Annotated in this window: 14 protein-coding genes; 13 read left to right on the forward strand and 1 reads right to left on the reverse strand. The window is 61.8% G+C overall.

The genetic code is table 11. The annotated features are described in order from the left end of the window. The 13 genes from fdx to BN1124_RS08175 all read left to right on the forward strand — a co-directional run bounded on the left by fdx (position 1) and on the right by BN1124_RS08175 (position 13,087). Positions 1-339: an ISC system 2Fe-2S type ferredoxin gene (gene fdx, locus BN1124_RS08115; protein WP_033129108.1), complete on the forward strand. Its 339-nt coding sequence runs from the start codon at positions 1-3 to the stop codon at positions 337-339. A 153-nt stretch (positions 340-492) separates the two neighbouring features. Continuing rightward, entirely contained in the window at positions 493-1,797 is a 1,305-nt protein-coding gene (gene pepB / locus BN1124_RS08120) for an aminopeptidase PepB (RefSeq protein ID WP_042640711.1), read from the forward strand. After that, on the forward strand, positions 1,794-3,077 hold the full coding sequence (gene pepB, locus BN1124_RS08125; RefSeq protein WP_042640712.1) for an aminopeptidase PepB: 1,284 nt from the start codon (positions 1,794-1,796) through the stop codon (positions 3,075-3,077). Before pepB (BN1124_RS08120) ends, pepB (BN1124_RS08125) begins: the two co-directional genes overlap by 4 nt. Before the next feature lie 279 nt (positions 3,078-3,356). Then, positions 3,357-3,785 carry a nucleoside-diphosphate kinase gene (gene ndk, locus BN1124_RS08130; protein ID WP_033129111.1) on the forward strand — a complete coding sequence of 143 codons (429 nt, stop codon included), beginning with the start codon at positions 3,357-3,359 and terminating at the stop codon, positions 3,783-3,785. Between the two features lie 169 nt (positions 3,786-3,954). After that, positions 3,955-5,058, forward strand: a complete 1,104-nt coding sequence (locus tag BN1124_RS08135; protein WP_033129112.1) for a dual-specificity RNA methyltransferase RlmN — start codon at positions 3,955-3,957, stop codon at positions 5,056-5,058. Between the two features lie 12 nt (positions 5,059-5,070). Next, complete coding sequence (tapF, locus tag BN1124_RS08140) at positions 5,071-5,862, forward strand: PilW family type IVa pilus biogenesis/stability lipoprotein TapF (RefSeq protein WP_156128147.1); 792 nt, start codon at positions 5,071-5,073, stop codon at positions 5,860-5,862. Continuing rightward, positions 5,852-6,781, forward strand: coding sequence for a RodZ domain-containing protein (locus BN1124_RS08145; protein ID WP_042640716.1), 930 nt, complete (start codon positions 5,852-5,854; stop codon positions 6,779-6,781). Before tapF ends, BN1124_RS08145 begins: the two co-directional genes overlap by 11 nt. A gap of 10 nt (positions 6,782-6,791) precedes the next feature. Beyond that, entirely contained in the window at positions 6,792-7,907 is a 1,116-nt protein-coding gene (gene ispG, locus BN1124_RS08150; RefSeq protein ID WP_042640718.1) for a flavodoxin-dependent (E)-4-hydroxy-3-methylbut-2-enyl-diphosphate synthase, read from the forward strand. Positions 7,908-8,061: 154 nt separating this feature from the next. Next, positions 8,062-9,339, forward strand: coding sequence for a histidine--tRNA ligase (gene hisS / locus BN1124_RS08155; protein WP_042640720.1), 1,278 nt, complete (start codon positions 8,062-8,064; stop codon positions 9,337-9,339). A 3-nt stretch (positions 9,340-9,342) separates the two neighbouring features. Next, the gene (locus tag BN1124_RS08160) at positions 9,343-9,993 is read left to right on the forward strand and encodes a YfgM family protein (RefSeq protein WP_042640721.1); all 651 of its coding nucleotides are present in this window, start codon (positions 9,343-9,345) and stop codon (positions 9,991-9,993) included. Continuing rightward, the gene (gene bamB, locus BN1124_RS08165; RefSeq protein ID WP_042640723.1) at positions 9,986-11,170 is read left to right on the forward strand and encodes an outer membrane protein assembly factor BamB; all 1,185 of its coding nucleotides are present in this window, start codon (positions 9,986-9,988) and stop codon (positions 11,168-11,170) included. The genes BN1124_RS08160 and bamB overlap by 8 nt, the downstream gene beginning before the upstream one ends. A 74-nt stretch (positions 11,171-11,244) precedes the next feature. Further along, a complete protein-coding gene (der, locus tag BN1124_RS08170) occupies positions 11,245-12,756 on the forward strand; it encodes a ribosome biogenesis GTPase Der (protein ID WP_042640725.1) in 1,512 nt (503 codons plus the stop codon). A gap of 97 nt (positions 12,757-12,853) precedes the next feature. Continuing rightward, positions 12,854-13,087, forward strand: a complete 234-nt coding sequence (locus BN1124_RS08175; RefSeq protein WP_042640727.1) for a zinc ribbon domain-containing protein — start codon at positions 12,854-12,856, stop codon at positions 13,085-13,087. A 444-nt stretch (positions 13,088-13,531) separates the two neighbouring features. On the opposite strand, the gene mltF is transcribed toward BN1124_RS08175, so the two are convergent. Continuing rightward, a complete protein-coding gene (gene mltF, locus BN1124_RS08180; protein ID WP_042640729.1) occupies positions 13,532-15,022 on the reverse strand; it encodes a membrane-bound lytic murein transglycosylase MltF in 1,491 nt (496 codons plus the stop codon). Positions 15,023-15,094: the final 72 nt, after the last annotated feature.

Below are 15,094 nucleotides of genomic sequence, written 5' to 3' on the forward strand. Positions count from 1 at the left end.
ATGCCAAAACTGATCATTCTGCCTCACCCCGAACTCTGTCCGGACGGCGCCGCCCTCGAAGGCGCGAGCGGTGAGACCATTCTGGATATAGCGCTGCGCAACGGCATCGAGATCGAGCACGCCTGCGAGAAGTCCTGCGCCTGCACCACCTGCCACTGCGTGGTGCGTGAAGGCTTCGACTCCCTCGAGCCGAGCGACGAGCTGGAAGATGACATGCTGGACAAGGCGTGGGGACTCGAGCCGGAATCCCGCTTGAGTTGCCAAGCCCGCCTGGCGGACGAGGATCTGGTGGTGGAGCTGCCCAAGTACACCATCAACCTCGCCTCCGAACGGCATTGATGGCACGTTAATTACACATGAGTGAATTGCACGTGCAGCATCCGGCGGTGCAGTAGTGATATAAGGCCGACCCCTCGGGGGCCGGCCTTTTTTGTATTCGTCATTCCCGTATTTGTTCATGAAAAGAGCCCATAAAAAAGGAAGCAAGAGAAGATGGCTGAGATGATGAAGGTATTGTTATCCACCCAGGCAGCCGCCGCCCACTGGGGCGAAGGGGCCCTGCTTAGTTTCGGTGGTGATCAGGCGCTGATCCACCTGGGCCCTGTTCGCCAGGAGCAGGACGCCCTGCGCGCCATCCAGCGTGCCGCCCGTCGGCTCGAGTCCAGCGGCATCAAGCGCATCAAGCTGGAGGGGGAGGGCTGGGATCTGGAACGTCGCTACGCCTTCGCCCAGGGTTTCTATGCCGCCAAGGGTGAGCGCGAGCTGGATGTCGGTGAGCAGAGCGCCGCCGATGCCCGCGAGCTGGCTGCGCTACAGAAGGCGAGCCGCTGGGTGCGCGAGGTGACCAACGGTTGCCCGGAAGCCATCTACCCCATGAGCCTGGCGGAGTCCGCCCTGCTGCTCATTCGCGGTCTGGCGGGGGACAAGGTCAGCGCCCGCATCACCGCCGGCGAGGCCCTGCGCGAGGCCGGTCACATCGGGATCTGGTCGGTGGGCCGGGGCAGCGAGCGCGAGCCCGTGCTGCTGGAGCTCGACTACAACCCGACCGGGAATGCCAATGCCCCGGTGACCGCGGCCCTGGTGGGCAAGGGCATCACCTTCGACTCCGGCGGCTACTCCATGAAGTCCTCTGACAACATGCTGCCGATGAAATCCGACATGGGGGGCGCCGCCATGGTCACCGGTGCCCTGGCGCTGGCCATCAGCCGCGGCCTCGACAAACGGATCAAGCTCATCCTCTGTTGTGCCGAGAACCTGGTGTCGGGCAATGCCTTCAAGCTCGGCGACATCCTCACCTACAAGAACGGCATCTCGGTGGAGATCCAGAACACAGACGCGGAAGGTCGGCTGGTGCTGGCTGACGGTCTGCTGGCCGCGAGCGAGAGCGGCGCCGCCTATATCCTCGATGCCGCCACTCTGACCGGTGCCGCCAAGACGGCGCTGGGCCGTGACTACAACGCCGTATTTGCCCTGGATGAAGCCGAGCAGGTGCGCGCCCTGGCCGCCGCCAAGGCGGAAAACGAGAAGGCCTGGCCGCTGCCGCTGGAATCCTGGCATGCGGGCCAGCTCACCTCGGCCTTCGCCGAGCTGGGCAACGTCGCCTCCGCCGAAGGCACCGCCGGTGCCACCACGGCGGCCGCCTTCCTGTCGCGCTTCGTACGCGACGAGGGCAAGGGCTGGGTACACCTGGACTTGGCCGCTTCCTATCAGAAATCCGGCAACGAGCTGTGGGCAACCGGTGCCAAGGGCCACGGGTTAAGAACAATTGCCCGCTGGTTGCAGGAGGTGAGCGCATGAACGTCTGGTTGAGCCGCGAATTTGCCGCCGCCGAGTGGGGCGAAGGGGCCCTGCTCTCCCACCGCCCCGATGGCATGGTGATCCACCTGGTGACCGCCAGCCCCTTGCTGGACATCCAGCAGGCGGCCCGTCGCCTGTGCGGGCAGGGGATCCAGAAGGTGGCCCTGTGCGGTCACTGGGAACGAGAGCAGCAGTGGGCCTTCGCTCAGGGCTTGCAGACCCCCAAGGCCGAGGTCGAGCTGCAGTGGGCCACCTCGTCCGAGGAGGACAGGGAGGAGCTGGAGGCGCGCTGGTTGTGCGGCCGTTGGGTGCGCGAGATGACCAATGCCACCCCGGAGCAGCTGGGGCCGCTGGACTTGGCGGTGGAGGCAGCCGCCTTCATCACCGAGCTGGCACCGGATCGCATCAGTCACCGCATCCTCAAGGGGGAGGCGCTGCAACAGGCGGGCTGGGTCGGTCTCTATCAGGTCGGCCGTGGCAGTGATCGGGAGCCGGTGATGCTGGAGCTGGACTTCAACCCGAGCCGGGATCCGAGGGCGCCGGTGGCGGCTGCTCTGGTGGGCAAGGGCATCACCTTCGACTCCGGTGGCTACTCCATGAAGACCTCCCAGGGCATGCTCACCATGAAGCATGACATGGGGGGCGCGGCCATCGTCACCGGCGCCCTGGCGCTGGCCATACTGCGCGGTCTGGACAAGCGGGTGAAGCTCATCCTCTGCTGCGCCGAGAACCTGGTCTCCGGCCATGCCTACAAGCTGGGGGACATCCTCACCTACAAGAACGGCACCACGGTGGAAATCGTCAACACCGACGCCGAGGGGCGGTTGGTACTGGCGGACGGCCTGCAGCTCGCTGGCGAGTCCGGGGCGCCTCTGGTCATCGACGCAGCTACCCTCACCGGGGCAGCCGTGATGGCGCTGGGGGGGCGTTACAACGCGCTCTTTGGCTTGGACAAGGGATTGGTGAGCCGGGCCATGGCTTATGCGGATGCCGAGCAGGAAGCTGCCTGGCCGCTGCCGCTGGAGCCCTGGCATCGCCAGCAGTGTCCGTCCCACTACGCCGACACTGCCAACAGCCGGCCGGTGCCGGGCGGTGGTCCGGGTGGCGCCTCCAACGCGGCGGGTTTCCTCTCCCGTTTCGTGGCCAACGAGGGGCAGGGCTGGCTGCACGTCGATCTCGCCGCCTGTTTCAGCGAGAACGGCGACAATCTGTGGGCGCCGGGGGCCAACACCCTGGGCATGCGCACCATAGCCCATACCCTGCTGGCGGAGACGCGCTGAGCCGTGGTATGACCGATGAGGGCACCCGCGGGTGCCCTTTTTCATGGCGTTTGAAAAATGAGCAACAGATGCAGTTTTAAGGGGTTAAGGACGCTATCGTGCACAAGCGCACATTTTTTCCTGCCGCCATGGGACAAGATGAGTCACCATGTTGTTTCGAGGGTGCTTTTGTTTAATAAAAAGTTGCTATTTTGTGTGTTATTTCGGTTTTTGTTTACGTATAATCGCCGCCGAACATGGATTCCTACAATAAAACTCTGTAGTTAAGGAAAGAACTCAATGGCTATCGAACGTACCTTCTCTATCGTCAAGCCGGATGCCGTCAGCAAGAACCTGATCGGTGCCATCTACGGTCGCTTCGAGAGCGCCGGCCTGAAAGTGGTCGCCGCCAAGATGCTGCACCTGAGCAGCGAACAGGCCGCCGGCTTCTACGCCGAGCACCAGGGCAAGCCTTTCTATGACGGTCTGGTCGCCTTCATGACCTCAGGCCCTGTCATGGTACAGGTACTGGAAGGGGAAGAGGCCATTCGCCGTCATCGCGAGATCATGGGCGCCACCAACCCGAAAGAAGCCCTGGCCGGTACCCTGCGCTCCTGCTACGCCGAGAGCATCGATCGCAACGCCGTGCACGGCTCCGACGCCCCGGCCTCTGCCGCCCGCGAAATTGCCTACTTCTTCTCCGACGACGAGATCTGCCCGCGCGGCTGATTTTCACCCGGTGATCACCAAGGGAGCCTCGGCTCCCTTTTGTTTTTTGGTCTTTTGGCCTATCTCCCCTTATTCTCCAGGTGGAAAGGCAGACCCATTATTTGTACAATGCCGCCCCCTGACGTAGGTCAGCCAATAAATTTATGAAGTGTGTGAGCCGAGGCCCCTGATGAGCGAAACAAAAACCAACCTGCTGGATCTCGATCGGGATGCCATGCGTGCCTTCTTCGTCGAATTGGGCGAGAAGCCATTCCGGGCAGATCAGATAATGAAGTGGATCTACCACAACGGTTGTGATGACTTCGATCAGATGAGCAACGTCAACAAGGCGTTGCGTGAGCGCCTCAAGGAGATCGCCGAGATCCGTGCCCCGGAGATCAGCCGCGAGCAACGCTCCTCCGATGGCACCATCAAGTGGGCCCTGCAGGTAGGCGATCAGGAAGTGGAGACCGTCTACATCCCGGAAGCGGACCGCGCGACCCTGTGCGTCTCCTCCCAGGTGGGCTGTGCCCTGGCCTGTACCTTCTGCTCTACGGCGCAGCAAGGCTTCAACCGCAACCTGAAAGTCTCCGAGATCATCGGCCAGGTCTGGCGCGCCGCCAAGGTTGTCGGTGGCAAGCGTCCCATCACCAACGTGGTGATGATGGGCATGGGCGAGCCGCTGCTCAACCTGGCCAACGTGGTGCCGGCCATGAGCCTGATGATGGATGACTTCGGTTTCAGCATCTCCAAGCGTCGCGTCACCCTCTCCACCTCGGGCGTGGTTCCTGCGCTGGACATGCTGGGTGATCAGATCGACGTGGCCCTGGCCATCTCCCTGCACGCGCCGAACGACGAGTTGCGTTCCCAGATCATGCCGATCAACGACAAGTACAACATCGAGGCCTTCCTCGCCGGTGTGCGTCGTTATCTCGCCAAGTCCAACGCCAACGGTGGCCGTGTGACCGTGGAGTATGTGCTGCTCGATCACATCAATGACGACATGCAGCAGGCCCATGAACTGGCCAAGGTGCTCAAAGACACCCCCTGCAAGATCAACCTGATCCCGTTCAACCCCTTCCCGGGCAATCCGTTTGGCAAGCCGAGCAACAGTCGTATCGACCGTTTCTCCAAGGTGCTGATGGAGTACGGCTTCACCGTCATCGTCCGCAAGACCCGCGGTGAAGACATCGATGCGGCCTGTGGTCAGCTGGTGGGGGAGGTGATCGACCGCACCAAGCGCACCATGAAAAATCGGATGCAACAGAGCGGGATTTCCGTCAAAATGGTTTAACGTGCTAAGCCATTGTATAGTCAGGGAATGAATACACATACATTGATCATGGTAGCGGCGCTTTGCGCACTGCCCGGCTGTGTTACCGAAACCACTTACGCGGGTCAGAATTCGACCCAGCGTGAAGTGGGACCCGATCTCGAGGCGGCGGCCCAAACCCGCCTCGATCTGGGTCTTCAATATCTGCGTCAGGGCAATGCCGAGCAGGCCAAGTTCAATCTTGACCGTGCCCTGAAGTACGATCCGAGCAATTCCCAAGTCTACATTGGCTTTGCCTATTTCTATCAGCACGTAGGGGATTTCAAGGCATCCGAAGCGAACTACAAGAAAGCGCTGGAGATAGACCCGACCAATGCTGACGCAATGAACAACTACGGTGCCTTCCTCTGCAACCGGGGCCGCTTCGATGAAGCGGACAAGGCGTTCCTGCAGGCCGTCAGCCAGCCCAATTACGTCAAGATCGCCGATACCTACGAGAATGCGGCGCTCTGTGCCCTGCAAAATCACAGAAATGAGCAGGCGAGCGAGTACTATCGTCTGGCCTTGGGGTATAATCCCCGCAATCCGGGGTTATTGCTGGACATGGCCGAGCTTTCCATGAAAGATGGCAAGCTGCCTGATGTGCAGTCCTACCTCGTTCGTTATGCCGAGGTGGCGGAAGAGAACGAGGATAGCCTCTGGTTGAGGCTACGGCTGGCGCAAGCCATGGACAAGCCGGCACTATTACACCAATTCGGGACAGAGCTGGTAAGGCAATATCCCACTTCGCAACAAGCCAAGCGTTACTTAGCCAATGACTACTGAACAGCCACACGATTTCCAAGACGACTCCCAGGCAGTGGGCCCAGGCCAACTGCTGCGTAACGCCCGTGAGCAGCTCGGCTGGACACGCGAGCAGGTTGCGTCCCGCATTCACCTTCGTCTGACCCTGATCGCCGCCATCGAGGCGGATACCTACGACAAGAACACGTCGCACACCTTCATTCGCGGTTATCTGCGCGCCTATGCCAAGTTGGTCGGTATTCCGGAAGAGACCATTCTCGCCGCTTACGACAAGCTGGGATTGACGCCCCCCGACAATATCGACATGCAGAGCTTCTCCCGCCGCTCCCGCCAGCAAGCCAACGACAGTCGGCTCAAGGTGGTGACCTGGTTGGTGATCCTGGTGCTGATTGCGCTCTCCATCGCTTGGTGGTGGCAGAGCACGGCGCGCCGCTCCGCCGGTGAGGAGGCCCTGGCGGCGACCGAGATGGGAGCCACCGACGGCCTCTCCGTTGCCAATGCGGCGCCTGCCGTGGATGTCGCTGACCCGGTGCTGCCCGCTGTCTCCGACGCCGCGCCCACCGCGCTCGAACCCGTGGTGAGCGAGTCTGCTGCGACCGCACAACCGCTGCCCGCCGTCAGTGCCGCCGTGGCGAACGATGCCTCCGCATCCGTCGCGACTGCGCCGACCGACGCTGCTGCCACCGAGCCCGCCAAGGTGCCCCAGCTCAAGTTGAGCTTCACCGCCGACTGCTGGCTGGATGTCAAGGATGCCAACGGCAAGACCCTGTTCAGCGGTCTGAAGAAGGCGAACGACGTACTTGTGCTGGAAGGACCCGAGCCACTCAAATTCACCGTTGGCGCCCCCATGGCGGTCAACCTCGAATACAAGGGCAAGTCCTTTGACATGAGCCGTTACAACAACGGCCGGACTGCTCGCTTCTCACTGCCGCAGGAGTAATCTGTCCGCCATGTCCGCTCACGAATCCCCGATTATTCGTCGCAAATCCAGGCAGATCATGGTCGGCAATGTACCGGTTGGGGGCGATGCTCCCATCACGGTACAGACCATGACCAACACCAAGACCACGGACGTGGCCGCCACCGTCGAGCAGATCCAGCGGATCGAGCGGGTGGGGGCGGACATAGTCCGGGTCTCGGTGCCGACCATGGAGGCGGCCGAAGCCTTCAAACTCATCAAGCAACAGACGCGCATTCCCATCGTCGCCGACATCCACTTCGACTACCGCATCGCCCTGAAAGTGGCCGAATACGGGGCTGACTGCCTGCGCATCAACCCGGGCAACATCGGCAACGAAGAGCGGGTGCGTGCCGTGGTCGACTGTGCGCGCCACTACAACATTCCGATCCGTATCGGGGTCAACGGTGGCTCTCTGGAGCGCGACATCCAGGAAAAATATGGCGAGCCGACCCCCGAGGCTCTGCTCGAGTCAGCCATGCGCCATGTGGATTATCTGGACCGTCTCAACTTCGACAACTTCAAGGTGAGCGTCAAGGCGTCCGACGTCTTCCTCGCGGTCGGCGCCTATCGCCTGCTGGCCAAGCAGATCGATCAGCCCCTGCACCTCGGTATCACAGAAGCGGGCGGCTTCCGTGCCGGTGCGGTGAAATCGGCGATTGGTCTTGGCATGCTGTTGGCCGATGGCATAGGCGACACCCTGCGCATCTCCCTTGCCGCCGATCCGGTGGAAGAGGTGAAGGTCGGCTTCGATATTCTGAAGTCCCTGCGCATTCGTGCCCGCGGCATCAACTTCATCGCCTGTCCCTCCTGCTCCCGCCAGGAATTCGACGTGATAAGCACCGTCAATGCCCTGGAAGAGCGGCTGGAAGACATCATCACGCCGATGGATGTCTCCATCATCGGCTGTGTGGTCAATGGCCCGGGCGAGGCACTGGTCTCCGATCTGGGACTGGCGGGGGCGGCCAACAAGAGCGCCTTCTACGAAGGGGGCCAGCGGGTCGACCGGCTCGACAACAAGGATCTCATCCCGATCCTGGAGCGCCGCATCCGCGCCCGGGCGGCCATGCTGGATCCGGCCAACCAGATCGCTCTGGACAAGGGCTGAGTCGCCAAACATTGAACAATAGCGGGGCCACCGAGGGTGGCCCCGGCTTTAGGTAGTTGATTTTACATCCCGCATCCGGTCACCCTGATTTTACCTTGGGGCCGAAAATCCCTATAATGCGGCCAAATTTCACGTCTTTTTCTCGAGTATCAACGTGGCAAAACAGATCCAAGCAATTCGCGGTATGAATGATTGCCTGCCGGAGCAGAGCCCGGTATGGCAGAAAGTGGAACAGGTCCTGCGCCAGGTCGTGGCCAGCTATGGCTACAGCGAAATCCGCATGCCCATCGTCGAGCAGACTCATCTGTTCAAACGGGCCATCGGTGAAGTGACCGACGTGGTCGAAAAAGAGATGTACAGCTTCGATGATCGCAACGGCGACAGCCTGAGCCTGCGCCCGGAAGGGACCGCCAGCTGCGTGCGTGCCGGCATCGAACACGGGCTGCTCTACAACCAGGAACGCCGGATGTGGTACATGGGCCCCATGTTCCGTCACGAGCGTCCCCAGAAGGGTCGCTACCGCCAGTTCCATCAGTTCGGGGTCGAGCTGTTTGGCATCAACGGGCCGGACATCGACGCCGAGCTCATCATGCTGACCCACCGTCTGTGGCGTCTGTTCGGCATCAGCGATCACGTGACCCTGCAGCTCAACACTCTGGGCCAGAGCGGTGAGCGTGCCGCCTACCGCGATGCGCTGGTGGCCTACCTGGAGCAGTACAAGGACCAGCTGGACGAAGAGAGCCAGCGCCGCATGTACAGCAACCCGCTGCGGGTGCTCGACTCCAAAGACGAGAAGGTGCAGGCCATCCTGGTCAATGCGCCGCGTCTGTTCGATCACCTCGGGGAAGAGAGCCTGGCGCATTTTGAAGGGCTCAAGGCGCTGCTGACCTCCGCCGGCATCTCGTTCGAGGTGAACGAGCGGCTGGTGCGCGGTCTCGATTACTACAATCTCACCGTGTTCGAGTGGGTCACCAACAGCCTGGGTGCCCAGGGCACCGTCTTGGCCGGTGGTCGTTACGATGGCCTGGTGGAGCAGCTCGGCGGTCAACCGACCCCGGCGGTGGGCTTCGCCATGGGCATGGAGCGACTGGTGCTGATGCTCGAAACCCTCGAGCTCAATGCCGACATCCGCCCGGCGGTGGATGTCTATCTGTGCATGGTGGGCGAGGGGACCGAGCAAGCCGGCTTCCAGCTGGCCGAGCGGCTGCGCGATGCGCTGCCGGACATGCGCCTGATGAGCCACTGCGGTGGTGGCAACTTCAAGAAACAACTCAAGCGTGCCGACAAGAGCGGCGCGGCCATTGCCCTGATCCTCGGTGAGACCGAGGTGCAAAACGGGGAAATCACCCTCAAATATTTGCGTGGCCAGGCCGAGCAACAGACCATCTCGGTCGATGCCGCCATCGCCCTGCTGGCAGCTAAAGGAGAATAAGCTGTGGAAGTTTATACCACCGAAGAACAACAGGTTGAGGTCATCAAGAGCTGGTGGAAAGAGAACGGGACCTCGGTGCTTGCAGGGACTGTGATCGGTCTGGTCGGCCTCTTTGGCTGGCGCTATTACAACGAGCAGCAGCAGGTTGGCCAGGAGACCGCCTCCGCGGCTTACAACGAGGTGACCGCGCAGCTGGCCAAGGGCGATGACGCCGCGCTGGAGCAGGCCAAGAGCTTCATCAGCGCTCACCAGGGTGATTCTTACGCCGAGCTGGCCGCCTTGCAGCTGGCTGCGGCCGCGGTCAAGGCCAACAAGCTGGATCTGGCTGCCGAGCAGCTGACCCAGGTCGCCACCAACGGCGACGAGAGTATCAAGCCCATCGCCGCCCTGCGTCTGGCTCGCGTACTCAACGATCAGGGCAAGGCCGACGAGGCCCTGGCCCAGCTTGGCAAGATCAACAACGAGGCCTTCAAGGCTCAGGTCGCGGAAGCCCGCGGCGACGTGCTGCTCAAACAGGGCAAGCCGGAAGAGGCGCGCGATGCCTATCAGGCGGCGGCGGATGCCGGCGGTCTGCAGGCGAGCAGCGAACTCAAGCTGAAGATGGACGATCTGGCGCTGCCAGCCGTGACTGCAAATGAGGCACCGGATGCGTAACAGCTACAAGCGAATGGCGCTGGGCGCCGCCGTCGCCCTGGCCTTGCAGGGGTGTTCCCTGTTCAGCTCGGAAGAAGACCTGACCCCGATGGCAGCGCTGCCGGTGGTCACCTCCAGCTTCAGCGCCGAGACCCGCTGGTCTTCCTCCGTCGGCGATGGCATTGGTGACTTCTACTCCCAGCTGCAGCCGGTGGTGGAAGAGGATCACGTCTATGCCGCCGCGCGGGATGGGGATGTGACCGCCTTCGATCGTGCCAACGGCAAGGTGCTGTGGAGCGTGGACCTGGCCGATCTGCCGGTCAACGCCGACAAGCGCAGTGCCCGCCTCTCCGGTGGCCTGGTGTCCCGTTACGGCAAGCTGTTCCTCGGTTCCGAGAACGGGGTGGTCTACGCCCTGAACGAGGCAAATGGGGAAGTGCTGTGGCAGACCACGGTACCGGGTGAAGTGGTCGCGAGCCCCGCCGTCGAGGATGGCCGAGTGGTGGTATTGACCACCTCCGGCCGACTGATCGCGCTTGATACCGATGAGGGCAAGCAGCAGTGGTCCCTCAGCGAAGAGCAGCCGCCGCTGACCCTGCGCAGCGCCGGTGCTCCCGTCATCACCAACGGCGCCGTCATCTACGGCCGCGCCGATGGCAAGGTGGGCATCGCCCTGCTGAGCAACGGCCAGCCGGTGCGTCAGTCCAAGGTGGCGGATCCCCGCGGTGCGACCGAGCTGGATCGCATGGTGGACGTGGACGCCGCCCCGCTCATCGCCGGCGATGAGCTCTATGCCATTGCCTACAATGGGCAGTTGATGGCGCGCAAGCTGATGACCGGTGACGAGGTGTGGAAGCGCAAGTATTCCGGCTACCGCGACATGGCGGTGACCGGCAACGCCATCGTGCTGACCGACAGCCGTGGCCACCTGTTTGCGGTGGACCGTCGCAACGGCCTGGAGCTGTGGTCCAACACCCAGCTGGAAAACCGCTCGGTGACCGCTCCCGTGGTCCTGGGTGACTACGTGGTGGTGGGCGATGTGGAAGGTTACCTGTATTGGCTGGATCGTACCGACGGTACCATCAAGTCCATGCAGCAGCTCGACAGCAGTGGTCTCTACGCCGCCCCTCTGGTGGACGGTGACACCCTGTATGTGCAGAGCCGTGGTGGCAAGTTGTACGCGCTCGCGCGTCCCTGATCACCCGTCAATCTGAATATCCGGCTCCTGGTCTTCGGACCCGGAGCCTTTGTCGTCTTGAGAATGAGGCTTTTATGACTCCTGTAGTAGCCCTGGTGGGCCGCCCCAACGTGGGGAAATCCACCCTGTTTAACCGCCTGACCCGTACCCGGGATGCCCTGGTTGCCGATTTCCCCGGCCTGACCCGGGATCGCAAATACGGTCAGGCGAAGTTGGGCGAGCTGGAATTTATCGTGGTCGATACCGGCGGTATCGATGGCAGCGAAGAGGGGATCGAGCTGAAGATGGCCGAGCAATCCCTGCTGGCCATTGAAGAAGCCGATGTGGTGCTGTTCATGGTGGATGCGCGCGCTGGCTTGACCGCCGCGGATCAGGCCATCGCCGAGCACCTGCGTAAGACCCACAAGAAGGTATTCCTGGTTGCCAACAAGACCGACGGCATCGATGGCGACTCCGCCGTGTCCGAGTTCTATGCACTGGCGCTGGGCGAGGTCTACCAGATCGCGGCGGCCCACGGCCGTGGCGTGCTGAGCCTGCTGGAACTGGCCCTGGCTCCCCACCTGGAAGAGCTGGTGGAAGCGGCGGCGGGTGAGGAAGAAGATGCGCAACACGAACTGGATGAGGACTTCGACGAAGAAGCCTTGCTGCGCATGGTGGCCGCCGGTGACCTGGATACCCGGGAAGACACCAAGGAGACGCCGTTCGCCGACTTGCCCATCAAGTTCGCCATCGTCGGTCGTCCCAACGTCGGCAAATCGACCCTGACCAACCGCATGCTGGGTGAAGACCGCGTCATCGTCTATGACATGCCGGGCACCACCCGCGACTCCGTCTACATCCCGATGGAGCGTGACGAGCAGAAGTACGTGATCATCGACACCGCAGGCGTGCGTCGTCGCGGCAAGGTTCACGAGACGGTGGAGAAGTTCTCCGTCATCAAGACCCTCAAGGCCATCGAAGATGCCAACGTCTGCCTGTTGGTGATCGACGCCCGCGAGACCATCACCGATCAGGATCTGAGCATCCTGGGCTTCGTGCTCAACTCCGGCCGCTCCGTGGTGCTGGTGGTGAACAAGTGGGACGGCCTGGATCAGAAGATCAAAGAGGACGTCAAGAACGAGCTGGACCGTCGTCTGGGCTTCATCGACTTCGCCCGGGTGCACTTCATCTCCGCCCTGCACGGCAGCGGCGTTGGCCACCTGTTCGAATCCATCCAGGAGGCGTACCAGTCCGCGACTCGCCGGACCAGCACCGCCATGCTGACCCGCATCATGCAGATGGCGCAGGAAGACCACCAGCCGCCCATGGTGAACGGTCGCCGGGTCAAGCTGAAGTATGCTCATGCCGGTGGCTACAACCCGCCGCGCATCGTGATCCACGGCAACCAGTTGAACGATCTGCCGGATTCCTACAAGCGCTACCTCATGAACTACTTCCGCAAGTCGCTGAAGATCATGGGCACCCCGATCCGGGTCGAGTTCCAGGAGTCGGCCAACCCGTTCGAGGGCAGGAAGAATACCCTGACCCTGAGCCAGGAGCGGCAACGGGATCGCCTGCTGAAGGCGCGAAACAAAACCAAGAAATAAGCGAATACGGCTGCCTGTGGCAGCCGTTTTTTCTGGTAAACAGGGTAGGGGAAGGGGGTTATGCTGCCTTGACCCGCCCCAATGAGAGGAGTCCAGTATGAACCCCTTGGTTTGCCCGGCCTGCAGCGCCGCGCTCGATAGCCGCAGCCGCGAGACGAGCTGCCCTCAGTGTCAGGCTCGCTACCGGATCCGGGCCCTGTGCCCGACCTGTGAGCAGGAACTTGAGCGGCTCAAGGCCTGTGGCGCCGTGGATTATTTCTGCAACCACTGCAACAGCCTGATCTCCAAGCGTGCGGTCGCGTTCGAGGTAACGGCGCAGGCGGCGCAATAATGAAGCATTAAAAAACCCGGCCTTGGCCGGGTTTATTCTGTGTGCTCTGCAATCAACAGGGTGTAGGAGCGATTCCTGCGCCATATCTTGCGTTTCATGTCGTTGAGCTTGAGCTTGCGTCTGGGGCTCCAGGCACACTTGCTCTTCCTGGTCAGCGTGGCTCTTCTGCGTGTTCTCATTTCGTTTCCTCCCTGGTCATCCTGGCGCTGTCGAGGGTGCGTCGGTGCATTCTGCTATCGGCATCGCAAGTGGGTGAAAATATTGCGATAAGCACGTCTCGAACAGGCACAGGTCTGGGAGGATGGTAACAGATCCTCCCCCTCGAAAACAAACCCGGGCCGGCCTCAGAACCCGTTCATCATCTTACTGCGAGGTCGTGATCAAGGCTCATGTGCTGCGCTTTACCTTGCTTCCGACCTCTCGTCACAGATAGTGAACAGGTTCTCAGGGGATGATCTGCTTGACCACCTCGGCGATGATGGTGGGGCGCTCATCCGTGGCGCTCGGCTCGCTGCTGTCATCTTCGTCCAGCTCTTCCCGGCGATGGGCCTTGCGCTGCTCGTTGTCGAGCCAGAGCAGGCTCTGGTAATACTGGCGCACGTTGTTGACGTAGTTGCGTGCCTCGCCGCCCCGGGCGTAGCCGTAGCGCACCTTGCGATGCCAGCGGGACTGTTGCAGCAGCGGCAGCACTTCCTTCACGTCGCTCCAGGCATCGGGATTCTTGCCAAGCTCCTTGGTCAGGCGGCGGGCATCCATCATGTGGCCGTAGCCGATGTTGTAGGCGGTGAGGGCGAACCACACCTTCTCGTCATCCGGCACCGAGTCCGGCACCTTCTCCATCATCTCCTGCAGATAACGGGCGCCGCCCTTGATGCTCTCCTCCGGGTGGGTTCTGTCACTGACCCCCATCGCCTTGGCGGTGGGCTCGGTCAGCATCATCATGCCGCGCACCCCGGTGTAGGATTTCGCCAGTGGGTCCCAGTGGGACTCCTGATAGCTGATGGCGGCCAGCAGGCGCCAGTCGATGTCCTTGGCGTGGGTCTGGAACAGCTCCTGATACTTGGGCAGCAGGCTCTTGGCCCGCTGCAGGAAGGTGCGGGTGTCGACAAAATCGAAGTTCTGCACGTGGCCGAAGTACTTCTCGTCGAGCTTGGCGATGGAGCCATCCATGAAGCGTTGGCCGAAGAAGTCGATGATGCTGGCGTAGAGGCTGTCATCGGGCAGCTTGGTCATGGCCCAGGCCACGGCCTGCTTCTTGGCCAGTGTCAGCCCCTCGGTGAGCTCGGGGTAGTAGCGTTGGGTGCGAGCCAGCACTGTGTCCTGCACCACTGTGTAGTCCACCTTGCCATCGACCACCTGCTTGAGCAGCTCCTCCACGTCCGCGTCCCGGTTGACGCTCCAGTTCAGGTTGGGGTTCTGCTTGCTGAGCTCCTTCATCAGATCCTCGCCGGTGGAGCCGGCGGGTACGACGATGGAGCCCTTGAGATCCCCAAGATCCTTGGGCTTGGGGGAGCCGTTGCGATAGACCAGCTTGGGGGAGACCTGGTAGAAGCCGGGACCGAAGCGAAACAGCTTGCGCCGCTCCGGTGTCACTACGATGGCGGCGGCCGCGAGATCGAGTTTGCCCTTCTCCAGCAACTCCACCAGCTCGGCGGTGCTGTAGGTGGGGACTATGGTCAGCTTGACCCCCAACCAGTCGGCATAGTCTTTCGCGAGCTCGTAATCGAACCCCTGGGCGACGTCGTCACGCTGGTAATAAGAGGTCGGCCCATAGAGGGTGCCAACCCGGATCTCGCCACGCTGGCGGATCTGCTCCAGCTGGCTGGAGGGGGAATAGAAGTCACAACCGGCGAGGGCCAGCGTCAACAGCATCCCGATAAACAGTCGAAAAATGCAGCGCAAGTAGGTGAGTACCCTTGTTGAAAAAATCGGCATTTGTCAAAAAAGAGGCTCCTTTATACCAGAGAGTGTGGAGCGAGTCACATCGCGCTAGATGAGAAAAACGTT

Origin of the sequence: Aeromonas eucrenophila, from assembly GCF_000819865.1 — a bacterium.
In the GTDB taxonomy this organism is placed as follows: domain Bacteria; phylum Pseudomonadota; class Gammaproteobacteria; order Enterobacterales; family Aeromonadaceae; genus Aeromonas; species Aeromonas eucrenophila.